Consider the following 21,847-nt stretch of genomic DNA (forward strand, 5'->3'; position numbering starts at 1 on the left):
GTGACGTCGCCGATCGTGCGTCGATGTCACAGCTCGCTCGTCGCTCTCAGGTGGGGCGGCCGGACAGCAGTGCCGACAATGGCCGGAACGGAGCCAGCCACGCGCCTTCTTCGGGCAACGAGTCCAGACTGATCCGGGGCAGGGGCTCCCGGAACACACCTGGAATGTCTTCTAGATCTACAAACTCCAAACTCTCCGACGTCAGTGCCCACGCTGCGTGCTCGCGGAATCCGAGCACCTGCACCGGGACCCCATCGGCGGCGACGTCCTCGAGAAGCTCGCGGAAGGCCTGCCCGTCCGCCGAGGCGACGATCAGACCCGCCAGCCCCACAGTGTGCCTGCGCATCTCGATGTGGTCGAGCATGTCCGAATCCACGTCGCTGTCTTCGTCCACTTTCGGCTTGGCGAAAACAGCGAAACCAACATTACGCAACGCCTCGACCCAGGGGCGCACGACTTCGGCCGTACCAGGGGCGATGTTGGTGAAGACGGTCGCCTCGGGGACCGCGGCGAAGCTTCTGCGACCACCTGCGGCGCCGTCGGCCGACGGCGTGGTGGACGCGGAGATGTCGGCTGTGCGACCCAGCAGCCAGCGCCCCAGGGCGTCGAACCTGGGCCGGTGAGCTGCGGTGGGCCTGCCACCGAGGATCGACCCGAGACCCATGTCGAGATTCGGTGCGTCCCAGATCAGCAGCACCCGGGCTTCCTGGCTGGCCCCCGAGATGGTGTGGGCGACCGAGTTGTCGGGTGTGCTGACGGGCTCGTCCGAATAGGATGCAGGACTCATCGCGGGACCCTTGTGAGAACGAACTCAGTGACCGGGCGGCCTTCGCGTTCGGCGCGTCCCTCGAACTTCGTGACCGGCCGGGCCGTGGAGAACGGCACGGCGGTCTCGGCCGGTACCAGCAGGGACTGACTGCCGAGCACCTCCGCGATCGAGTGGGCGTAGTCGGCATGGTCGGTGGCGATGTGCAGCGCACCGTTGTCCCGCAGCACCTCGGCGATCAGCTCGATGGTGCTCGGCTGCAGCAGACGCCGCTTGTGATGCCGCGCTTTGGGCCATGGATCGGGGAAGAACACCCGGACGCCGGTCAGCGAGGCGGGCGCGATCATGTGCCCCAGCACGATCACGGCGTCACCTCGGATGACCCGGATGTTGGTGAGGTTCTCCCGGCCGATCATCCCGAGGAGTTGTGCGATCCCTGGCCGGTAGACGTCGACGGCGATCACGTCGATGTCGGGCTCCTCGGCCGCCATCGCGGCGGTCGAGGTGCCCGTTCCGCAGCCGATCTCGAGGATCAGGGGCGCGTTACGTCCGAACCAGGCCTCGGCATCGATCCGGTCGTTCTCGCTGACCTCTCGACCCACCGAAGGCCACAGCCGCTCCCAGTTGTCCTGCTGAGCGGGCGTGAGACTGCCGCGGCGCGACCGGAAGCTGGTCACCCGAGGGTAGAGACGCGCGCGTTCACGGCGGGCCGCGTCGATCTCGGCCTTGTCGTCCGGAGCCGACCGCTCGTCCGGCGCCGGCAACACACTGCGTTGGGCCTTCGGGTTTGGGCTAGTCACCCGGCCATAGTCCCGCATTACTCACCGATGTGACAGCAGGGGTTTACCAAACCGCGATCAAGCCGTGTTGCGGCGAGGCGGAACCGGTCACCGCAATCGTGCGTCTGACCAGGTGGCAAGGCTCTTCGGGGGAGGAATCACATGTATCGGCACGATGATGGGCCGGCCGACTCTCGGATCGGCGAGTTGATGGACCGGCTGCACGCTCTGTGCGACCACCTGCCGGGGGCCGTCGCGTTGCGCCGCGCGGTCGACGATCTGCAGGGTCCGCTGCGGGTGGCCGTGGTGGGCCGATTCGGCACCGGCCGCGACACCGTGGCCCGTGCGCTGAGGCAGTCCTACGACGTCAGCCCGATCGGACCGGGCGACGACGCGTCCGACGCGGACGCATGGCTCCACGTGCTCTCGGGCTGGCCCCGGCCGGACGACGTCGCCGCGATCGCCGACCTCGATCCACGTCGAAGCCTGGTGGTTCTCGGGAAAGCGGACTCGCTGGGGTCATGGCCGTCCGCTCGTGATCGCGCAGCGCAATGCTCCGCATCGCTCGGTCGGGCGGTGGTGCCGGTGATGCCGTTGCTGGCGGTACCGGATCTGCGGATGGACGACATCGACTTCATGGCCGCCATGGCCGCAGCAGGTGAACAGGTGCCGCCGATGCAGGCCGAGTTCCTCGACGCGGGCGGGCCGCACCAACGCCTGCAACGGCTGTCGTTGCTGCGCAGGCTCGATGCGTACGGCATCGCCAGTGCGCTCGGCCTGCTGAGCGGCGGGCCTCTGACCGCAGAGGAACTCGCCATCCGGCTCCACCAGCGCAGTGGACTCGACGCCCTGGCCGATCCGTTGACGGAGTTCGCGTCCCTTGCCGAGCACAGGCGCGTCGGACGGGTGGTCGACGAACTCGAGATCATCGCGGCCCAGGGAATCCTGCGAGACGAGATCGAACACATCCTGTCCGGGTCCATGCTGTCCGGAGCGCTCACATGACCACGACCGCGGACCTGCGGGAGATGCGGGCCGTGGTGGCCGGTGTCTCGGAGCTGACCGGTTCGTCGATCGGCCAGGTCGATTCCGACGTGGTGATGGTGGCAGGGCTCGGTCGCGTCGGGGTCACCTCGATCGCCGCGGCGTTGGATGCCGCAGGCATCAAGGCCTCCGAGTGGCCTGGGCCGGATCAGGTGGATCGGCTGGACGGTGATGTCCACGGAAGAGGCGGCGGCGCGGCCATCGCCCTGCTGATCGTGGATCCCTCATCAGGGGTGGGGGAACCAGAGGTCGAACTGCTGCGAGCCCTGACCGCCACCGCGCCGATCGTCGCACTGGTCTGCAACAAGATCGATGCCTTCTGGGATTGGCCCACGTTGCTCAAGGCCAATCGACAGCTACTCGACCCGCACGGACGACTGCCGATCTTCGCCGTGTCGGCCGCGGCCGCGCTGGCCGGTCATCACACCGGCTCAGGATTCGAGGCGCTGACGGGCTGGCTGCACGAGCAACTCCACCCCACTGATCGCCGCGAACGGTTGGCGACCGTGGCCGCTGATCGCACTCTCGAAGCGTTTGTCGAGGACCTGGCCACTGTCGACCATGGCTCGGACCCCGCCGCCGCATTGCTGGACGAACGGGCAGTGCTCGCCGGAACCCGCGACCGCGGTCGGATGGACCGGTTGGCTGCACTGCGCGCCGGTGCCGGGCAGATCCGTGGTGACGTGACCGGCGCACTCAATTCGACGACGCGAGCCATCGACGCCGGGGCGACAGCAGCTGCGGCGCGACTCAACCGTTCCGGGGAAACGTCGTTTGTGCAGTGGCTCGAGGGCGAGCTGACAGAGGTCCGCACCGGCATCCTCAACCGGCTCGACGACGAGCTCGACGGCCTGCAGGCGCGCACGATGCTCGGGCTGGAGCAGGCGGCCCCCGCGGCGCCGGCCCGTTCCTACGAGACGGTGGCCGTTCCCGCCCTGCCGGTGCCGCGCCGGGGCGCCGAGGAGGCGTTGCTCGTGGTGTTCGGGGCCTCGGCAGGTCTGGGTCTCGGCCGTCTGGTGGTCACCCCGATGGCGTCGGTCGACACGCTGCAGTGGATCGCGATGCCGCTGACGCTTGTCCTCGGCGTGGTGATCGCGGTGGGGATGGTCCGGATACGCCGGCTGTCGACCCGACGGGCGGCGATGGCGACATGGGCGCACGACGCGGTAGGTGATGTGCGGTCACAGATCGAGCGGGAGATAGTGCGGCAGGTCTCCAGTGCCGAGTCGGTCATCGGCGGCAGACTCACCCGCCACTACGAGAGGCGGTCGCAAGGGGCGGCCGCCCGGATCGCCGAAATGGACCGCGAGATCAGGCGGGCGCGGCAGGCGGCGGTCGGCCGTCGCGACGGCGACCTCGCGAAACTTGCAGCTGCGGCCGAGGTACGGGACCGCCTCGACCCCCTCCTCGAGGCGATCGGCCACTGATCTGGCTCGCCCTCTCTCACTCGCCCCTCGGTCGGCGGGAACCGCGCCGACGTGTTGTGCGTCCAACCCACCGGGACACTTTTTCTTCGACGGGCGGGTGGGTGCACGGTATGGACAACGACTTCCTTGCCGGATGTGGCGACGACCAGAATGAGCCGGTGTTCGTCCATCCGGTCTCGGCGCCGCCCATCGACGGCGTCTACGACAACCTCTGGATCGTCGAGAACGACAGGGTCTGGGATCTGGGGCCCGCCGACATCGACACCGACGCCGACGGGGTCGCGGATTCGCTCACGAGGCCAGGACCAGCTGGTTTGACCGTGTACACCGATAGTGATCGTGACGGTCAGGTGGATCTGATCACAGAAGTGCGTGGCGACGGCGGTTACAGCTCGCATCGGCTGGACCCCGCGACGGGGGAATGGACAGCCACCGACGTCGGTCGTCTTCGATAGTTCGGCTGGTCAGCGCGTTGATGGGCCGACTACAATGTTCGTCACTCACACGGTGAGATGTGCCCTGATACACGCCCCGATTGATGCCAGCGGGTACGCCCGAAGTAATCTGAATAAAAGGCCGCCACGGAGGGGCTGACCGGCGCAGACGATGAGCCCATGCGGTTCCTGTGCCCGTCGGTCACCGGTAGGAGAGATGACACATGACTTCAGCAACCATTCCCGGTTTGGATCCCGACAGCGCGCCGACGTCGCACGCCGAACTGTTGGCCTGGGTGCGAGAAGTCGCAGAACTCACCGAACCGGAGCGGGTTGTCTGGTCTGACGGCTCCGACGACGAGTGGGATCGCCTCACCACCCAGCTCGTCGCCGCCGGGACCATGACCAAGCTGGACGAGAAGAAGAAGCCCAACTCGTTCCTGGCCAACTCCGACCCCGCCGACGTCGCACGCGTGGAATCACGCACCTACATCTGCTCGAAGAACGAGATCGACGCCGGCCCCACGAACAACTGGGTCGACCCGACCGAGATGCGCGCGACGATGACCGAGCTCTACCGCGGCAGCATGCGCGGCCGCACCATGTACGTCATCCCGTTCTGCATGGGACCGATCGGCTCCGACGACCCCAAGCTGGGTGTCGAGATCACCGACTCCGAATACGTCGTGCTGTCGATGCGTGTGATGACCCGGGTCGGCCCCGAGGTCGTCGCGGCACTGGGCGAGGACCGCTTCTTCGTCAAGGCGCTGCACTCACTGGGTGCCCCACTCGAGGCCGGCCAGGAAGACGTGCCGTGGCCGTGCAACGAGACCAAATACATCACCCACTTCCCGGAAGACCGCGAGATCTGGTCGTACGGTTCGGGTTACGGCGGTAACGCGCTCCTGGGCAAGAAGTGCTACTCGCTGCGCATCGCGTCGGCCATGGCCCACGACGAGGGCTGGCTCGCAGAGCACATGCTGATCCTCAAGCTGATCAGCCCGGAGGACAAGGCGTACTACATCGCTGCCGCGTTCCCGAGCGCTTGCGGCAAGACCAACCTCGCGATGATCCAGCCCACCATCCCCGGGTGGCGTGCCGAGACCCTCGGTGACGACATCGCCTGGATGCGGTTCGGCGAAGACGGCCGCCTGTACGCGGTCAACCCGGAGTTCGGCTTCTTCGGTGTCGCGCCCGGTACCAACTACAGCTCCAACCCCAACGCCATGAAGACCATGGAGGCGGGCAACACCATCTACACCAACGTCGCGCTCACCGACGACAAGGATGTCTGGTGGGAGGGCCTCGAAGGCGACCCCCAGCACCTCATCGACTGGCGCGGGAACGACTGGACCCCGGACTCGGATACGCAGGCAGCGCATCCGAATTCGCGGTACTGCACCCCGATGAGCCAGTGCCCGATCATGGCGCCCGAGTGGGATGACCCGCAGGGTGTGCCGATCTCGGCGATCCTGTTCGGCGGCCGGCGCAAGACCACCATCCCGTTGGTGACCGAAGCCCGCAGCTGGCAGCACGGCGTGTTCATGGGCGCCACCGTCGGCTCGGAGCAGACCGCGGCAGCCGAGGGCACCGTCGGCGCCATCCGCCGCGACCCCATGGCGATGCTGCCGTTCCTCGGCTACAACGTCGGCGACTACCTCAACCACTGGATCGACCTCGGCAAGAACGCGGACGAGTCCAAGTTGCCGAAGGTGTTCTACGTCAACTGGTTCCGTCGCGGCGACGACAAGCGCTTCCTGTGGCCAGGATTCGGTGAGAACAGCCGCGTGCTCAAGTGGATCGTCGAACGCATCGAGGGCAAGACCAGCGGTGTGGAGACCCCCATCGGCATCGTGGCGACGCCCGAAGCGCTGGACCTCGACGGCTTGGACGTCTCCGAGGCCGACGTCGCCGAAGCGCTCGCGGTGAACCCCGAGGAGTGGCGTGGCGAGATCCCGTCCATCGAGGAATGGTTCGACTTCGTCGGCGAGAAGCTGCCGTCGGGCATCCGGGACGAGTTCGAGGCGCTCAAGCATCGGCTCGGCGCCGATTCTTGATCCTTCAAGTCTCTTCTGAACGCGCGCAGGCGGGGCCGCGCCGGTAACATCCCGCCCATGAGGCGAGCGAAGCTGCGCGGTGTATTGGCAACGGCCACAGGAGTTGTCGCGGCCACGCTGGCAGCGGGTCTGATTGCACCCGTGAACGCGGCGGCAGCACCTGTGGTGTCCGCGAAGTTCCTGTCGACGACAAACCTGCCGTTCGACTGGATCCCGGCGCCCGCCCGCTTCGGGGGCATCTCCGGCATCGACGGTGACGGTCGTGGCAACTACTCGGTCATCACCGACGACACCGGCGCCAATGGACCCACCCGTTACTACGACGTCAGCGTTCCACTCAACCGCGACGGCATGTCGGTCGGCGCCCCCGCGCTGGTCGGCGGTGGTGTGGTGCTGGGGCCGAACAACATCCCGATGCTGCCCGGCTCCGGCTACGAGTTCGAGGCCATCAGGCACTACGGCGACTCGTTGATCGTCGCCAGTGATGGGCCCGAGCCGTTCATCCGGATGGTCTCGGCCCCAGGGCTCCATCAGCGGGACCTCGCGCTCCCCGCTGCGTATGTTCCCAAGAAGGGCAGTGGGTTGCGGGGGCACCTGGGTCTGGAATCCCTGGCGGTGAGCGAGGGCGGCCTCATCAGCACCATCACCGAGAACTCACTCGCCCAGGATGGCCCACGGCCCACCCTGGCCGCAGGCACCAGCTCGCGGCTGCTGCAACTACGTGGCAACGGCAGTGTGAGCGGCGAGTTCGTCTATCGCACCGACCCGCTTGCCCCGGGTTCGTCGGGCCGGGCGTTCAAGGGTGTCTCGGAGGTGTTGGCCGTCAACAAGACCGACTTCCTGGTGCTCGAACGCGGTTACGATCCCGCTCGCAACTCCTACGACATCAAGATTTTCTGGACCACCACCAACGGCGCCGACCGGGTCACGGGTAAAGCAGCCCTGACAGGGAACGAGAAGGCGATGCCGAAGCACTTGGTCTACAACCTGAGCAGTTTGACGAACTTGAGGCCGGGCAACGTCGAAGGTCTGGCGTGGGGGCCGAGACTCTCGAACAATCGGCGCGCTCTTCTCGCCGTGTCCGACAACGGCTTCAACTCGCCTGCCGCACCCAACAAGCTGCACGTCATGGCCGTGCAATTCCCTGGCTGACCTGTATTCGCTGGACCGCGACCTCACTCTGCGGTACTACTGCGAGGGGGCCAAATCATCCTCACGGCCGATTCGTCGGCGGGATGTAGGGGGAAAGATCAGGGTGGTCCCCGATGATTCGGCGATGGCATGGCAGTCAGTATTTGTACTGCCGGTAGCCAGGCATCGTGCATTAACTGACCGAGAATGAGAAAGGCCAGACATGACCGCCCCACCCACCGCAGTTGCGGCCCGCGCGAGCGATCTGAAGAAGATCTACGGATCCGGAGACACCCAGGTGCATGCATTGGCGGGTGTCACCGCGGAGTTCGTCCGAGGTGAGTTCACGGCCATCATGGGCCCGTCCGGGTCCGGCAAGTCCACATTGATGCACTGCCTCGCCGGACTCGACACCGCGACCAGCGGAACGGTGAGCATCGGCGACACCAATCTGACCGACCTCTCCGACAAGCAGATGACGCTCCTGCGCCGGGACCGGATCGGCTTCGTGTTCCAGTCCTTCAACCTGGTGCCGACCCTGACGGCTCGGGAGAACATCACGCTGCCGCTCGACATTGCCGGCCGCAAACCCGATCAGCAATGGTTCGACACCGTGATCGGGCGTCTCGGTATCGCCGACCGTCTGGGCCATCGCCCCAGCGAGCTGTCCGGTGGTCAGCAGCAGCGCGTGGCGTGTGCACGAGCGCTGGTCGGGCAACCCGAGATCATCTTCGGTGACGAGCCCACCGGCAACCTCGACTCCAGGTCGTCGGGCGAGGTGCTCAGCATTCTTCGCGCCGCGGTCGACGAGTTCGGCCAGACCGTTGTGATCGTCACCCACGACCCCCGTGCGGCGAGCTATGCCGACCGGGTGGTCTTTCTCGCCGACGGCCAGATCGTGCAGGAGCTCCGCAATCCCGATGCCGACGAGATCTTCGAGTACATGAAGAACCTCGACGAGACCCCGTCGACCGGAGGCTTCTCGCGCGCTCCCAAGGAACTGTGATGGCATCGAATGCGATGCGCAAGGTCTCACTGAGAAACCTTGGCGCGCATAAGCTTCGCCTTGTCCTGACTGTTCTGTCGGTCGTGTTGGGTACCGCTTTCGTGGCCGGTTCGATGATCTTCACCGCGACCGTGTCCAGCGCCTTCGACGGGATCTTCGACAAGGTCGCACTCGGTGTGGACACCCAGATCTCACCGGAGGACTCCAATTCGTCGGGTGTGCCCGATTCGGTCCTCACCCAGATCGAGGACAACAAGGCCGAGCTCGGGGTGGCAAAGGTGTTGCCGCAGTACAGCGGTCCGGCCACCATCGCCAAGGCCGACGGCAAGGCGCTGCAGACGGGCGGCGCGCCCAGTGTGGGCAGCGCCTTCCAGTCGCCGGACCAACGGCTGTCCGACACCGAGAGCAATCTCATCGACGGCCGTGCTCCGACTGCCCCCAACGAGATCGCCCTCAACGATTCGTCCGCCGACGAGGCAGACCTGAAACTCGGGTCGACCACCAAGGTGGCGGTGGGCCGTGGCAGCGGGGCACCGATGGAGGTGACGGTGGTCGGCATCCTCGACGTGCCGGGCGCCACCAGCGGATTCACCAGCATCCAGTTCCAGGAGGAGACTGCCAAAGACCTGTTCACCGACGGCTCGCATTCGCAGGCGATCGACCTGCAGGCGGCGCCGGGTGTGAGCCCCGAGCAGTTGAAGGAACGAGTCGGAGGCCTGATCGGCGACGACTACAAGCTGCGCACCGGCGACCAGGTGCGTCAGGACGAAAAGGACTCGATCAACCAGTTCCTCGACGTCTTCAACTACATCCTGCTGGCGTTCGCCGCGATCGGACTCATCGTCGGCACGTTCATCATCTACAACACCTTCTCGATGATCGTGGCCCAGCGGGTGCGAGAGTTGGCCCTGCTCAGGGCAATCGGGGCCAGTCGCAAACAGGTCACCCGTTCGGTGCTGCTCGAGGCGTTTGTCGTCGGCCTGATCGGCGCGTTGGTCGGCCTGGTCACCGGCATCGGGATCGCGGCGGTGCTACGCGCCGTGACGTCCTCGACGGGATTGCCCACGGCGTCGCTGCAGGTCGGTCCGTCGGCGATCATCGCGTGTCTGTTGGTGGGCATCGTGGTGACGATGGTCAGTGCGTATGCGCCGGCCAGGCGGGCGTCAAAGGTGTCGCCCGTGGAGGCGATGCGCGAGAGCCTCACCGATGGTCAGGCGTCACTCAAGGTGCGCACCATCGCAGGCATCGTGCTGGCGGTCATCGCACTGGCGCTGCTGGCGATCGGTGCCTCCGGTGAGGGGTCCGGAGCTGCGAGCATCGTCGGACTCGGTGCCCTGGTGATGATCTTCGCGGTGGTGTTCGCCGCGCCTGCGTTGTCGCGTCCGGCGGTCACCGCGCTCGGTGCGGTGCTGGCACGGCCTTTCGGAAAGATCGGTCAGCTTGCGCGTACCAACGCTGTCCGCAATCCGAGGCGTACTGCCGCAACAGCTTTCGCGTTGACACTCGGTTTGATGCTGGTGGCGGTGATCGGCACTCTCGGTTCGACGTTCAAGGGCACGATCGACGATGCGATCGACACCGGACTGACGGCGAATCTGCTGGTGTCCGGCGATCAGGGCAGCGGGTTCTCGCCACTGGTGGTGGAGGCCATCGCCGAGATCGACGGAGTCGAATCGGTTGTCGGCTTCGGGGGTATCCAGGCCGAGGTCGATGGTCAGGGCGTGTTCGGGTACTCGCCCGACGGTGACATGTACTCGGTCACCCCGTACGAGATGGTCGAGGGTCCGCGAACGATCGAACCGGACGGCATGATCGTCGGCGAACGCACGTCGAAGGAGAAGGGCTGGAACGTCGGCGAGACGATCGAGTTCACCAACTACGACGGCACGGTGGTCCCGGTGAGGGTGACCGGCATCTTCAAGGACAACCCGCTGATCGATCCGTGGGCGATGGGCTCGGATGCCTACGAGAAGCTGATCCCGTCACCGCTGCGGCAAGAGGTCTTCGCCGCCATCAAGACGGTGCCGGGCGCCAACGTCGACGAGGTGAGCGACCGGGTCGAAGATGTCACCGCCGACTACCTGACGGTGAAGATCCGGACGCCTGCCGAGTTCAAGGGCGAGCAGTCATCGCAGATCGACCAGATGCTGAGTGTCCTCTACGGAATGCTCGGACTGGCGTTGGTGATCGCAGTCCTGGGCATCGTCAACACGCTCGCCCTGTCGGTGATCGAACGCAAACGTGAGATCGGGATGTTGCGGGCGATCGGGATGGCCCGTGCTCAACTACGGCGGACGATCTACGTCGAGTCGCTGTTGATCGCGATCTTCGGTGCGCTGCTCGGTGTGGTGCTGGGCGTGGCATTCGGCTGGGCGTTGGTACGCACCCTGAAGTACTGGGGTCTGGGTGCTCCGGTGTTGCCGTGGAGTCTGATCGTCATCACGCTGGTCGGTGCGGCCGTTGTCGGAGTGCTGGCGGCCCTGTGGCCGGCCTCGCGGGCGGCGAAGACCAAACCGCTGGACGCGATCGACAACTAGTCCACGACACTGCAGACAACAGAACCCCCGCGCCGGTCCCGGTGCGGGGGTTCTGTCCGTTTTCCGGTCGGCGCGAGCGGGTAAGCGGGCCGCGAGGAGGACATCATGAGTTCACATGGTCTGGTTTTTGCCCCGACCCCTTTACTGACCGTAACCATCGAATCCGACGCCAGCGACGCTGCGGAGCTGCACGTCCACGCCGGAGGGCAGGGCTTCTGGATCGCCCGGATGATGGAGACGCTCGGCCTGAACACCACGTTGTGTGGGGTGTTCGGCGGCGAGGCCGGAAAGATACTGCGCCCACTGATCGAAGGTGAGGGCGTCGCGGTGCGTGGCGTGGCGATGGGCGGCGAGAACGGCTCGTACGTCCACGATCGGCGCAGCGGCAACCGCCTCGAAGTGGTGAGTGTGCGTCCACAAGTGCTCACCCGGCACGAAGTGGACGACCTCTTCAGCAACTGCCTTGCCGAGGGGCTCACCTCGGGCGTCGCGGCGCTCGGCGGCCCCCATGAGGACGGGGTGATCCCGGACGAGACCTACGGACGCCTGGCTGCAGATCTGACGGCCAACGGCATCCCGGTGGTGGCCGACCTGTCCGGCCCGACCTTGCAGAGCGCGCTCGAAGGTGGCCTCGACATCCTCAAGGTGAGTCACGAGGACCTCGTCGAGGACGGGTTCGCGAAGTCGGAGAAGCCTGCGGATCTTGCCACCGCGATGGAGGAATTCGGAGAAAAGGGCGCCAGGGTGGTGGTGATCTCGCGTGGTGAGGAATCGACGCTGGCCTGGGAGGACGGTCAGTTCTGGGAGGCCATCGCGCCGCCCGCCCAATCGATCGACCATCGGGGTGCCGGCGACTCGATGACCGCTGCGTTGGCTGTGTCGACCGCGCAGGGCGAGTCCCTCGAGTCGGGACTGCGGCTGGCGGTCGCGGCAGGTGCGGCAACGGTGACCCGGCGAGGGCTGGCGACCGGCCACGGCGAGGTGGTCCGGAAGTTGGCCGAACGAGCCGAGGTCCGCAAGGTGGACCGACCCGGAAAGGGCACGTCGTGAAGGTGCTGATCACCAACGACGACGGTATCGACCGCACCGGGATCCGCGTGCTCGCGAGAGTTGCGGCCGACCTGGGTCTCGACGTGGTGGTCGCCGCGCCCGACCGGGAGCGCAGCGGCGCGAGCGCGTCGCTCAGTGCCATCGAAGACGGCGGCCGGTTGCGGATGCGAGCCACCGACCTGACCGAGTTGCCCGGCGTGACGGCTTACGCCGTGGACGCGTCGCCTGCCCTCATCGCTTTTGTCGCGTGCGATGGAGCATTCGGGTCACCGCCGGATCTGGTGTTTTCCGGGATCAATCACGGCCCCAACACCGGACACGCGATCTTGCACTCGGGGACGGTGGGCGCGGCGTTCACCGCTGCCGCCCACGGCGCTGCGACGTTGGCGGTGTCGGTCGACGCCGCCGAGCCCCGCGATTGGGACTGCGCGGCCGAGGTCGCGCGTGTCGCAGCAGCGTGGGTGGTCGACAAGGCCCAGCCCGGTTCGGTGCTCAACGTCAACATCCCCGATCTGGCCAGAGCGGATCTGAAGGGGCTGCGGCGGGCATCGCTTGCACCGTTCGGGGCCGTGCAGGCCCGGATCGGGGAACGAGATGAGGAGTCGGTGGCGGTGACCTTCGACGAGATCCGCGCTCAGGAGCAGGACGACAGCCCGCCGGGTTCGGATGCCGCCCTCATCGCGGACGGGTGGGCGACGGTGACCGCTCTCCGGGTCCCGCCGATCGAGGCCCCGGACACCGACCTCGACGGGCTTGTCCTATAGCGGATTCGTCGGGTCGGCCTTACGGAGCAGGAGCACCAGGTTGGTGCCCAGTACTTCCCGGATCAGCGGCACCTTCATCACCCACCACAGCCGCCCCGGGAGATACCGGGGAAAGGCTGCCACCAGTGTCGCCTCACTCGGCGGCACCGAACGTGCCCACCGCAGCCCGTCGGCTGCGGTGACCTTGAACAACGATGTGCCGTAGAGGTTCTTGGGCCGGTGGCCGTGCTTTCTGGTGTACCAGCGGGCCGCCCGAGCGCCGCCGAAGTAATGGGTCAAACCCATCTCGTGGCCGCCGAACGGTCCGTACCAGAGGGTGTAGCTGAGCAGGACGAGGCCGCCGGGGCGAGTGACCCGCAGCATCTCTCGGGCCATGGACCAGGGCTCGGCGACGTGTTCGGCGACATTGGACGAGTAGCAGATGTCCACCACGGCATCGGCGATCGGCAGTGCAGTCCCCGACCCGCGGACACCGGCCTGCTGGGGGAGACCGGCGGCATGCATCTCGTCCGGGTCAGGTTCGACCGACACATAGTGGGCGCCGCGGCGCCGGAACACCTCGGCGAAGTAGCCGGGACCGCCTCCCACATCGAGGACAACCTTGCCGTCGAGGCCGGCCGGGCCGCCGGGGTCGAGGCCCGTGACGCCGCGGTGCAGCGCCTCGATCAACTCCACCGAGTCATCGGCGAGGGCGCCGTAGAAGCGGTCGGGGTCGGACTGCTCGTACCGGAAGTGGTTCAGCAAGGTGGCCGAACGGACCACCGTGGCGCGCTGACGGGCACGGCGGGTGGTGTCTTTCACCAGCGAAACGATACGGGTCGGACGTCGGTGGTGATCCGGCCGCTACCCTGGCCAACAGTGAAAAACGAACAACCTGACAACGTCGCCAACGGTGAGCCCACCGCGCCCGTCCGCGAGGTGCTGTTGCTGTGCTGGCGCGACTCCGACCACCCGCAGGGTGGCGGCAGCGAACGGTACCTCGAGCGCATCGGGGCCGAACTCGTCCGCGACGGCGTGCGCGTGACCCTGCGGACGGCCGGCTACCCGGGTGCGGCGCGCACGGAGATCCGTGACGGCATCCAGGTCTCGCGCGGCGGTGGCCGGCTCAGCGTGTACCCGCGGGCGCTCGCGGCGATCGTCGCCGGCCGGCTCGGTCGTGGACCGATGGCCGGGCTCGATCCCGACGTGGTGATCGACACCCAGAACGGCATCCCCTTCTTCGCCCGCTGGGTGATGCGCGCGCCGGTGGTGGTTTTGGTGCATCACTGCCATCGCCGCCAGTGGCCGGTCGCCGGCGCCGCGATGGGCCGGATCGGATGGTTCATCGAATCCCGCCTGTCACCGTGGGTGCATCGGGATTCGCAGTACCTGACCGTGTCGTTGCCGTCGGCCGAAGATCTCGTCTCGCTCGGTGTGGACGCCGGGCGGGTGTCGGTGGTGCGCGCAGGCACCGACCCGTCACCTCACGTCGATGTCGAACCGGATCCTCGCCGGCTGGTGGTGCTCTCTCGTCTGGTGCCGCACAAGCAGATCGAACACGCGCTCGAGGTGATGGCCCGGCTCGCATCCACCCATCCGGACGTGACGTTGGACGTCGTGGGCGACGGCTGGTGGTCGACCCGCCTTCGTGAGCGCGCGACCGAACTCGGTGTCGACCGGCGCGTGAGTTTTCACGGGCATGTGAGCGAATCCGACAAGCACCGCATCCTTGCCGGCTCGGCGCTGCATCTGATGCCATCGCAGACCGAGGGGTGGGGACTTGCCGTTGTCGAGGCCGCCGGGCACGGTGTACCGACCATCGGGTACCGATCTTCTCGAGGGCTCACCGACTCCGTGGTGGACGGCGTGACCGGACTGCTTGTCGACGACCTCGACGAGTTGATCTCGGCCACAGCGGAATTGCTTGATGAGCCGGCGCGATGCCGCGAACTCGGCGACAAGGCGCGAGAGCGTGCCGGTGACTATTCGTGGTCGGCGGCGGCTGCCCGGGTGAAATACGTCCTGGCCGAGACGGTCTCAGGGCGCCGTGTATCGGGCCTCGTCAGAGATTGAGTGCTGCACCGGGTTTCACCTTGAAACTCGGCAAGTCTTCGAGTGACACCGTGGCCTCGTAGGTACGGTCGTAGCCGGTCGCGCTGATCTTCCATCCGTCTGCCGTCCGGATGTAGCGGTCGTTGTAGAACGCCGCTCCGAAGAGCATGAAGTTGAAGTCCGCGACGATGACCCGGTCCTGCAGGTACCACCGGCCCGTGGCCTCGTCGCCGTCGACGGTGATCTCCGGGTGGTCGACTCGATGCTCGGTCAGCACCGCTGCCCCGAGCGACGACTTCATGAAGTCGACGAGCTCGGCTCGGGTGGTGAACGACAGGCTGTCGCCGTAGTCGCCGGTGACGTCTTCGGCCAGGGTGGTCTCGAACTCGTCCCACGCCTTGGTGTCCAAGGCACGGAGATACCGGTATTTGACCTGTTTGATCGCTTCGGTCTGTGTGAAGGTTTCGAGCTCGTCCACTGCCTAGAGCCTCTTTCGGTGCGCCGTTCGGTGGGGCCATTTCAGCACAGCTGCGAGTAATCCATTGGCGATCAGCACAATCCACACCAGATGGGCAACCCACAGCGCACCCCGCTCGACTGATGAGGGCTCGCCGATTGCACTGTGCAAACGATCGATGTCCACCCGATAGACGCGCAGGTCGGCACCGTCGAACGCGAGGTCGAGTTGGGCCAGGGTGCGCGGCGCCGCACCGATGGCCGAATCGCCCTCGACGAGAACCCATCCGACTCCCAGTGCTGCGAGCGCCTGCGGGGACGATCCGGCGAGGAGTGCTTCCCCGGCGCGGGTGGCCCGTGAATCCGGTCGATCGACACTGCGGCCGTCGACGATCAGCTCACCCGATTGCAGGACGTCGGCGCGCAGGAGTCTCGGGGCCGGATCCAGGGACACCGAATCGGCGAAGGCGTACTGGCGGTTGGTCCCCACCGGGAGCACGAGTACATCGCCATGTCCGGACGTGATGGTGTCGGCAACGACCTGCCAGTCGCCCGGGTAGTGGATCGGGGTGAGCGAGTTGCCCACACCCCACGCGAGGTCGGGCAGTGGGGCGACGATCAGCGCGGAGGCGACGACGGCGGCAAACCCCTTCGGCACGTGTCGGCCGGCCGATTGGACGGCTGACGCGGCAGCCAGCGCGTATGCCGGAACCGCGAGGGCGATCCATTTCTGGGTGTCGCGCAGCAGACCGGCACCGGGCATCGTATCGACCAGCCATTCCAGGATTGCCATGCCGAACGGCGTGGCCGCGAGGGCGACCAGGACAACCGAACCGATCGCAAGTCCGCCCGCTGTTCTGATCACCGGGTTGCGACGGCGGTGCCACAGTCCCGGGAGCCCGACGAGGACAACAAGCAGCAAGGCGGCGGTGGCCACCAGCGCCCACGGCGAGGTCCGGCTCTCGGGTACGGCGTCGGCGTTCCACACGCCACCGAGGCCCAACAGCGAACCGGCCGTTCCGAGCCACGGCTCCGCGCGGGCCGCGAACAGCGCGACGGATCCGGGATCAGCCGTGCCGGTGCCCGCACCCAGGAACGATGCGGTCAGCCACGGGAGAGACGACGCCGCCCAGAGCGTGGACGCGGTCAGCGCCATCCGCCATTCGCGCCGGACAAGCGCCGGGATGACCAGACCGGCGAACAGCACGAATCCGGCGAGTAGCGAACCGGTCGGCGTGATCCCGGCGACGGCGAGACAGCCCGCCAGCACCGACCAGCGAGCCCAGCCGCCACCGCGGCGGACGTCGACGGTGGCGATCAGGATCCATCCGAGCGCTGCGTAGCCGACGAGCAGACTCCACTGGCCCTGCAGAAGGCGTTCGGCCACATAGGGATTCCAGACGGCGATGACCGTGGCCGCCACCATGCCGGGTGTCCCCGCCGCGGGCAGGACTCGCCGAGCCAATCGGCCGTACCCGACGCCGGCCAGCACGATGGCCACGAAAGTCAGTGCCTTGACCACGATTCCACCGTCGATCACGCCGGAGGCGACGGCGATCAGCCAGTCCTGCGGCACGGCCCGCGGCGCAGAATCGGACAAGCCGAGCGCCGAGTCGGTGACAAAGGAGCGGGGAGTGCTGACCATGTCGCGGATCAGCAGGTATCCCGGACCGAAGACGGGCCCGAGGATCGCCATCGACAGGGCGATGCTGGTCAGCCACAGGCTGAGCCAATGCCTGCGGGTCATGCATGGACCCTAACAAGCGCTAACGGAACACTTTCGCCAGTCGGGAGACGGCCTCACCGATGACGGGCACCGGTGTCTCTCCGAACGTCAGGCGCAGGTGAGAGTGGTCGGATTCGGCGGGAAACCACGGCGTTCCCTCGCCGACCATGACGCCCTCGGCGTGAGCGGCCGCCGCCACGTCCCGATCGTCGAGCCCGTCCGGGAGTCGCACCCACAGATGCATGCCGCCACGGGGCACCGCGGCGACCTCGATCTGTGGGATCAACCGCGCCAGTGATCCCAGGAGGGCATCCCTGCGCTGTCCGAGTGCCCGGCGCACCTGCCGGTTGTGCCGGGGCCACGCGGGGGAGTTGAGGAACTCGACGGCGGCCTCCTGGACGGGGCCGGCCACGTAGAAGTCGTCGAGCATCTTGGCCGCCCGCAGCCGCGCCAATGCGGGTCCCCGTGCGCACAGGGCGGCTACCCGCATCCCGGGCCCGACGGGCTTGGTGAGCGAACGGATGTGCACCACATGGCCATTGGGATCCTGTGCCGTCAACGGCGGGGGCGGGTCACCGTCGATGCCGAGGTACCGCGCGTAGTCGTCCTCGATCACGAACAGCGAATGCTGTTCGGCCAGTTCGATGATCTGCCTGCGGCGATGTGCGGCGAGCGTCACCCCGCTCGGATTGGCGAACGCCGGTTGCACCACGAGCAGGCGGCTGCCGGTGCGGCTGATCGCGTCGGCCAGCAGGTCGGTTCGAATGCCTTCGGAGTCCATGGGCACGGGAATGACCTCGGCGCCATGACTGCGCACGATCGCGATGAGCCCGGTGTACGTGGGGCTCTCGACGATCACGGATTCTCCTGGCCGGATCAGCGCGCGGACCGCCACCGACAACGCGGTCTGCCCGCCGGCGGTGACGATCACCTCCGACGCGTGGATGCCGTCGATCTCGGATGCGAACCAGCGGCGCAGTTCCGGACTGCCCTCGATGGGGTAGCGGCCCCAGCTGCGGGAACGTTTGATCGCCCGCGTCATGGCAGCGTCGAGTGCGGCGTGAGGCAGCAGCTCGTCGTCGAGATACCCGCCTTTGAGCCGGACGACCTCGGACCCGGGGACACGCCACAGGTCGAGGGTGCGGGAGAGCTCGGGCGGCATCCGGGCGCCCAGTACCGATTCCTGCCACGAGGTGTCGGCAGGCGAGCGCGGTGGCGCCGCGGCTGCAACAAAGGATCCGGCACCCGGTCTGACGTCGACGAGACCTTCGGTGGCGAGATCGCGCAGAACCCGCTGCACGGAGTTGGGAGAGACGCGGTGCTGCTCCTGCAGCGTCCGTACCGATGGCAGCCGGGTGCCCGGCGTGCTCTGGGTGATCAGGGCACGCAGACTTTCGGTCAAGACCGATACTCCGCTATCGTTGTACATGAAGATCAACGATAACAGTTCGCGGTTTTCGGCGATAGCAGATAACGGACGTCGAAAGTCGTCCGCTCACGCCGGCGTGCTGCTGGGTGGTCTCGGTGTTCTGGCTTTCAGTTTCTCGCTGCCAGCCAACAAACTCGCCGTCGCCGGAATCGATGCGGTGGGGGTCACGGTCTGGCGGGCGGCGCTGGCCGGTCTGCTCGCGCTGGCGTATCTGCGGATCGTCGGGGCGCAGCGTCCGGCCCCGCACGACCTCGCCGCATTGTTGTGTTCCGGTCTGGGTGTGGTCGTCGGTTTTCCGCTGTTCTCCTCGCTGGCGCTGGAGAGGATCGACTCGGCGACCGGTGCGGTGATCCTGGGACTGCTGCCGGCCATGACCGCCACATTCGCGGCGTTGCTGGGAGGAGAACGACTGCCGTGGCTCTTCTGGGCCGCGACCGGCGCCGGCGTGCTTGTCCTCTGTGCGTTCCTGGTCTCGACGAGTCCTGATGCGCTGTCCGGGTTCGCGCTGAGCTGGGGCCACCTGTGGATGGTGCTCGCGACGGTCAGTGCCGGGTTCGGATACGCGGTCGGCGGAACCCAGGCAAAACGGATCGGCGGGGCGCAGAGCATCTCGTGGTCGCTGGTGCTGCTGCTGCCGATATCGGTTCCGTTGTGCGCGCTCACCGCCGCAACGGGCTCGTTCTCGCTGACCGGACCGGTGGTGATCGGGATGTTCTACATCACCGTCATCTCGCAGTTCCTCGGGTTCTTCGCCTGGTACGGAGGGCTGGCCCGCGGTGGTATCGCCCGCGTGGGCCAGATCCAGCAGGTGCAGCCGCTGCTCACCATCGCGTGGTCGGCGCTGCTGCTGGGCGAACACCTCGACCGGTGGATCTACCCGGTCGGTGTGGTGCTGGGTCTGCTCGTATGGATCGCGCAGCGTGCGCGGTTCCGCGAAGCCGCACGTGCAGCCCCACCTGTGCCGGCGCCGATCGCATCTGATGTGAACGAGCCTGTTTCCCTGCGCCGCTGATCGCTCCTGCGAGACTGAACCCATGGCGATGGGTGCGATGGCGGGAGTGGGTGGCGTGGCCGCCGGCACGATGGTCGCCAACATCTGCGCCTACCTCATCCACCTGCCGGCCACCCGGTGGTTGTCGCCCGCGGAGTACGGCGAGTTCGCAGTGCTGCTCCAGGCGATGCTGGTGCTGGGTGTCCCGGCGCTGGCTCTGCAGGTCGTGATCGCCCGGGAGGTGGTGCGAGGGCGTGCTGTTGCCGACCTGATCTCGATCACCCTGCGGACCACTGCTGCGGTGATGGTGGCCGCGGCCGTCGCCGTACCGGTGGTGATGGCGGTGGCCGATACCGGCCTGGCGGCCACGATCGCAGCCTTCGCCACCGCACCTTTGCTGGTTCTGATCGCTGCCGGTCAGGGCATATTGCAGGGCGGACAACGATTTTCGGTGCTGTCGTGGGTGCTGGCGGGTGTGGGTGTGGCCCGCACCGTGCCCGGCGTGATCGCGTTGGCGGTCGGCGCGGGCGCGGCCGGTGCCCTCACCGCAACCGCGGTCGGCGCAGCCGTCGCCGCGGCCGTCATCTGGCTGATCGTGTTGGCGGACAAGCCTGCCGACAGCGCGATGTCCGACGGTTTGGCGCTGCGGCTCGTGCTGCACGCCTCGCAGGTGCAGCTTGTGTTGATCGCACTGTCGTCGGTGGATCTGCTGGCCGCCCGGCCGATCCTCGGCGAGTACGACGCGGGGGTGTACGCGCTCGGGACGATCGCCACCAAGGCGGCGTTCTGGTTGCCGCAGGCGATCGGCGTGGTGCTGTACCCACAACTCGCAGACGTGGCGAAGACGGCCGGCGCCCTGCGTACCGCGGTCGGGTGGCTCACGGCCATCGCCGCGACCGTGGTGGTCGGTGCGGCGATCTGTGGGCCACTGGTTCCGGTGATCGCCGGTGAGGACTACCGGCCGGTCGCCCCGATCCTCTGGTTGTTCGCTCTCACCGGGAGCGCGCTGTCGGTGCTGCAGGTGGGCCTTCTGGCGGCCATCGCGCGTGACCGCACCTGGATCGGCCTGCTGAGCTGGACGGTGCTCGCCGTCGAGGTGGTGCTGGTGGTCACCGTCGCACACAGCATCGTCACGCTCGCTGTGATCGCTGCGGGCTGCGCGGTGGTCGGAACGGTGTCGACGCTGGTTGCGCTGAGCGTCACCCGGACGCAAGACCGCGGTCGTACTGTGGATGCATGAGCATCCGCCTTGGCTATCAGATCCCCAATTTCTCCTACCCCGGCACCACCGCAGAATTGTTCCCCACGGTCATCGCGCAAGCGCAAGAAGCCGAAAGATCCGGATTCGACACCGTTTTGGTGATGGATCACTTCTATCAACTGCCTGGCATCGGAGCCCCTGACGAGCCGATGCTCGAGGCCTACACCGCTCTGGGTGCCCTCGCCACGGCCACCTCGACGATCAACCTGTCGACGCTGGTCACCGGCAACACCTACCGCAATCCCGCGATGCTGGCCAAGACCATCACCACGCTCGACGTGGTCAGCGGGGGCCGGGCGATCCTCGGACTCGGTGCCGGATGGTTCGAACTCGAACACCACGAGATGGGTTACGAGTTCGGCACATTCACCGAACGCTTCGAACGACTCGAGGAAGCGTTGCAGATCATCGAACCGATGCTCCGCGGAGGCAAACCCGAACTGGATGGCAAGTGGTACCAGGCGCACGGCACCCGCACCTCACCGCTGTTGCGCACCGACATCCCGATCATGCTCGGCGGAGGCGGCGAGAAGAAGACGTTCGGCCTCGCTGCCCGGTACGCCCAGCACCTCAACATCATCGCGGGGGTCGACGAGTTGCCTCGCAAGCTCGAGGCACTCGCGAAGCGATGCGAGGAAGCCGGCCGCGACCGATCGACAATCCAGACCAGTTTCCTGGCCTTTGTCATTCTCGACCCCGATGGCGACAAGGCCCGCGCCCAGGCGGCAGATCTGTTGAAAGCCAGGGGGATCGACCGCGCCACCGCGACAGACGAGGAATGGCAGCAGGCGAACAGCAGGTTCTTCGTCGGTGCGCCCGACGAGGTCGCGGCACAGATCAAGGAGCGCGTGATCGACGCCGGAGTGGACGGCGTCACCATCAACATGGTCACCAACGGTCACGTCCCCGGAATGGTGGAACTGGCCGGAAAGGCGTTGTCCCCGTTGTTCGCCTAGGA

The 21,847-nt window shown here is 67.0% G+C and carries 19 protein-coding genes; 13 read left to right on the forward strand and 6 right to left on the reverse strand.

Translation table 11 applies throughout. The features are described 5' to 3' along the window. Positions 1 to 46 precede the first annotated feature (46 nt). Positions 47 to 787 (reverse strand): NYN domain-containing protein, encoded by a 741-nt coding sequence (locus WIMU1_RS09935; protein WP_062796823.1) that lies wholly within the window; start codon positions 785 to 787, stop codon positions 47 to 49. Then, positions 784 to 1,584: a tRNA (guanosine(46)-N7)-methyltransferase TrmB gene (gene trmB, locus WIMU1_RS09940; protein WP_062796825.1), complete on the reverse strand. Its 801-nt coding sequence runs from the start codon at positions 1,582 to 1,584 to the stop codon at positions 784 to 786. Before trmB ends, WIMU1_RS09935 begins: the two co-directional genes overlap by 4 nt. A gap of 123 nt (positions 1,585 to 1,707) precedes the next feature. Between trmB and WIMU1_RS09945 the strand changes: the two genes are divergently transcribed. From WIMU1_RS09945 to surE, 9 genes are all read left to right on the forward strand, one after another. Beyond that, entirely contained in the window at positions 1,708 to 2,550 is an 843-nt protein-coding gene (locus tag WIMU1_RS09945; RefSeq protein ID WP_062796827.1) for a hypothetical protein, read from the forward strand. Further along, entirely contained in the window at positions 2,547 to 4,016 is a 1,470-nt protein-coding gene (locus tag WIMU1_RS09950) for a hypothetical protein (RefSeq protein WP_062796828.1), read from the forward strand. The genes WIMU1_RS09945 and WIMU1_RS09950 overlap by 4 nt, the downstream gene beginning before the upstream one ends. Before the next feature lie 110 nt (positions 4,017 to 4,126). Beyond that, positions 4,127 to 4,471 (forward strand): DUF6802 family protein, encoded by a 345-nt coding sequence (locus WIMU1_RS09955; protein WP_062796830.1) that lies wholly within the window; start codon positions 4,127 to 4,129, stop codon positions 4,469 to 4,471. Between the two features lie 203 nt (positions 4,472 to 4,674). Further along, positions 4,675 to 6,507, forward strand: a complete 1,833-nt coding sequence (locus WIMU1_RS09960; RefSeq protein ID WP_062796832.1) for a phosphoenolpyruvate carboxykinase (GTP) — start codon at positions 4,675 to 4,677, stop codon at positions 6,505 to 6,507. A gap of 57 nt (positions 6,508 to 6,564) precedes the next feature. Continuing rightward, the gene (locus tag WIMU1_RS09965) at positions 6,565 to 7,659 is read left to right on the forward strand and encodes an esterase-like activity of phytase family protein (RefSeq protein ID WP_062796834.1); all 1,095 of its coding nucleotides are present in this window, start codon (positions 6,565 to 6,567) and stop codon (positions 7,657 to 7,659) included. A 202-nt stretch (positions 7,660 to 7,861) separates the two neighbouring features. After that, complete coding sequence (locus WIMU1_RS09970) at positions 7,862 to 8,644, forward strand: ABC transporter ATP-binding protein (protein ID WP_023960256.1); 783 nt, start codon at positions 7,862 to 7,864, stop codon at positions 8,642 to 8,644. Then, on the forward strand, positions 8,644 to 11,181 hold the full coding sequence (locus tag WIMU1_RS09975) for an ABC transporter permease (protein ID WP_245968903.1): 2,538 nt from the start codon (positions 8,644 to 8,646) through the stop codon (positions 11,179 to 11,181). The genes WIMU1_RS09970 and WIMU1_RS09975 overlap by 1 nt, the downstream gene beginning before the upstream one ends. 105 nt (positions 11,182 to 11,286) lie before the next feature. Then, positions 11,287 to 12,231 carry a PfkB family carbohydrate kinase gene (locus WIMU1_RS09980; RefSeq protein ID WP_062796836.1) on the forward strand — a complete coding sequence of 315 codons (945 nt, stop codon included), beginning with the start codon at positions 11,287 to 11,289 and terminating at the stop codon, positions 12,229 to 12,231. Continuing rightward, positions 12,228 to 12,995, forward strand: a complete 768-nt coding sequence (gene surE / locus WIMU1_RS09985; protein ID WP_062796837.1) for a 5'/3'-nucleotidase SurE — start codon at positions 12,228 to 12,230, stop codon at positions 12,993 to 12,995. The genes WIMU1_RS09980 and surE overlap by 4 nt, the downstream gene beginning before the upstream one ends. On the opposite strand, the gene WIMU1_RS09990 is transcribed toward surE, so the two are convergent. Then, positions 12,990 to 13,796, reverse strand: coding sequence for a class I SAM-dependent methyltransferase (locus tag WIMU1_RS09990; protein WP_189339268.1), 807 nt, complete (start codon positions 13,794 to 13,796; stop codon positions 12,990 to 12,992). The genes surE and WIMU1_RS09990 overlap by 6 nt on opposite strands. Positions 13,797 to 13,853: 57 nt before the next feature. Between WIMU1_RS09990 and WIMU1_RS09995 the strand changes: the two genes are divergently transcribed. After that, the gene (locus tag WIMU1_RS09995; RefSeq protein WP_062796841.1) at positions 13,854 to 15,047 is read left to right on the forward strand and encodes a glycosyltransferase family 4 protein; all 1,194 of its coding nucleotides are present in this window, start codon (positions 13,854 to 13,856) and stop codon (positions 15,045 to 15,047) included. Here the strand turns inward: WIMU1_RS09995 and WIMU1_RS10000 are convergent. Genes WIMU1_RS10000 through WIMU1_RS10010 form a run of 3 tightly spaced genes read right to left on the reverse strand, consistent with a single transcriptional unit; the run spans position 15,037 to position 18,637 of the window. Next, positions 15,037 to 15,504, reverse strand: a complete 468-nt coding sequence (locus tag WIMU1_RS10000) for a nuclear transport factor 2 family protein (protein WP_062796842.1) — start codon at positions 15,502 to 15,504, stop codon at positions 15,037 to 15,039. The genes WIMU1_RS09995 and WIMU1_RS10000 overlap by 11 nt on opposite strands. Before the next feature lie 3 nt (positions 15,505 to 15,507). Beyond that, positions 15,508 to 17,229, reverse strand: coding sequence for an MmpA family trehalose lipid delivery protein (locus WIMU1_RS10005; protein WP_062796844.1), 1,722 nt, complete (start codon positions 17,227 to 17,229; stop codon positions 15,508 to 15,510). A 19-nt stretch (positions 17,230 to 17,248) separates the two neighbouring features. Further along, entirely contained in the window at positions 17,249 to 18,637 is a 1,389-nt protein-coding gene (locus WIMU1_RS10010) for an aminotransferase-like domain-containing protein (RefSeq protein ID WP_062796846.1), read from the reverse strand. Between WIMU1_RS10010 and WIMU1_RS10015 the strand changes: the two genes are divergently transcribed. The 3 genes from WIMU1_RS10015 to WIMU1_RS10025 are packed head-to-tail and all read left to right on the forward strand — an operon-like array spanning position 18,636 to position 21,845. Then, positions 18,636 to 19,649 (forward strand): DMT family transporter, encoded by a 1,014-nt coding sequence (locus WIMU1_RS10015; protein ID WP_062796848.1) that lies wholly within the window; start codon positions 18,636 to 18,638, stop codon positions 19,647 to 19,649. The genes WIMU1_RS10010 and WIMU1_RS10015 overlap by 2 nt on opposite strands. Positions 19,650 to 19,671: 22 nt before the next feature. Further along, positions 19,672 to 20,868, forward strand: a complete 1,197-nt coding sequence (locus tag WIMU1_RS10020; protein ID WP_245968904.1) for a polysaccharide biosynthesis protein — start codon at positions 19,672 to 19,674, stop codon at positions 20,866 to 20,868. After that, a complete protein-coding gene (locus WIMU1_RS10025) occupies positions 20,865 to 21,845 on the forward strand; it encodes an LLM class F420-dependent oxidoreductase (RefSeq protein WP_062796850.1) in 981 nt (326 codons plus the stop codon). The genes WIMU1_RS10020 and WIMU1_RS10025 overlap by 4 nt, the downstream gene beginning before the upstream one ends. Positions 21,846 to 21,847: the final 2 nt, after the last annotated feature.

Origin of the sequence: Williamsia muralis NBRC 105860, from assembly GCF_001598915.1 — a bacterium.
Lineage (GTDB): Bacteria > Actinomycetota > Actinomycetes > Mycobacteriales > Mycobacteriaceae > Williamsia > Williamsia muralis.

What these genes read in the sequence shown, in the direction of transcription:
- WIMU1_RS09935 (WP_062796823.1), bottom strand. Translation starts at nt 787, where the DNA reads ATGAGTCCTGCATCCTATTCGGACGAGCCCGTCAGCACACCCGACAAC.
- trmB (WP_062796825.1), bottom strand. Translation starts at nt 1,584, where the DNA reads ATGCGGGACTATGGCCGGGTGACTAGCCCAAACCCGAAGGCCCAACGC.
- WIMU1_RS09945 (WP_062796827.1), top strand. Translation starts at nt 1,708, where the DNA reads ATGTATCGGCACGATGATGGGCCGGCCGACTCTCGGATCGGCGAGTTG.
- WIMU1_RS09950 (WP_062796828.1), top strand. Translation starts at nt 2,547, where the DNA reads ATGACCACGACCGCGGACCTGCGGGAGATGCGGGCCGTGGTGGCCGGT.
- WIMU1_RS09955 (WP_062796830.1), top strand. Translation starts at nt 4,127, where the DNA reads ATGGACAACGACTTCCTTGCCGGATGTGGCGACGACCAGAATGAGCCG.
- WIMU1_RS09960 (WP_062796832.1), top strand. Translation starts at nt 4,675, where the DNA reads ATGACTTCAGCAACCATTCCCGGTTTGGATCCCGACAGCGCGCCGACG.
- WIMU1_RS09965 (WP_062796834.1), top strand. Translation starts at nt 6,565, where the DNA reads ATGAGGCGAGCGAAGCTGCGCGGTGTATTGGCAACGGCCACAGGAGTT.
- WIMU1_RS09970 (WP_023960256.1), top strand. Translation starts at nt 7,862, where the DNA reads ATGACCGCCCCACCCACCGCAGTTGCGGCCCGCGCGAGCGATCTGAAG.
- WIMU1_RS09975 (WP_245968903.1), top strand. Translation starts at nt 8,644, where the DNA reads ATGGCATCGAATGCGATGCGCAAGGTCTCACTGAGAAACCTTGGCGCG.
- WIMU1_RS09980 (WP_062796836.1), top strand. Translation starts at nt 11,287, where the DNA reads ATGAGTTCACATGGTCTGGTTTTTGCCCCGACCCCTTTACTGACCGTA.
- WIMU1_RS10005 (WP_062796844.1), bottom strand. Translation starts at nt 17,229, where the DNA reads ATGACCCGCAGGCATTGGCTCAGCCTGTGGCTGACCAGCATCGCCCTG.
- WIMU1_RS10015 (WP_062796848.1), top strand. Translation starts at nt 18,636, where the DNA reads ATGAAGATCAACGATAACAGTTCGCGGTTTTCGGCGATAGCAGATAAC.
- WIMU1_RS10010 (WP_062796846.1), bottom strand. Translation starts at nt 18,637, where the DNA reads ATGTACAACGATAGCGGAGTATCGGTCTTGACCGAAAGTCTGCGTGCC.
- WIMU1_RS10020 (WP_245968904.1), top strand. Translation starts at nt 19,672, where the DNA reads ATGGCGATGGGTGCGATGGCGGGAGTGGGTGGCGTGGCCGCCGGCACG.
- WIMU1_RS10025 (WP_062796850.1), top strand. Translation starts at nt 20,865, where the DNA reads ATGAGCATCCGCCTTGGCTATCAGATCCCCAATTTCTCCTACCCCGGC.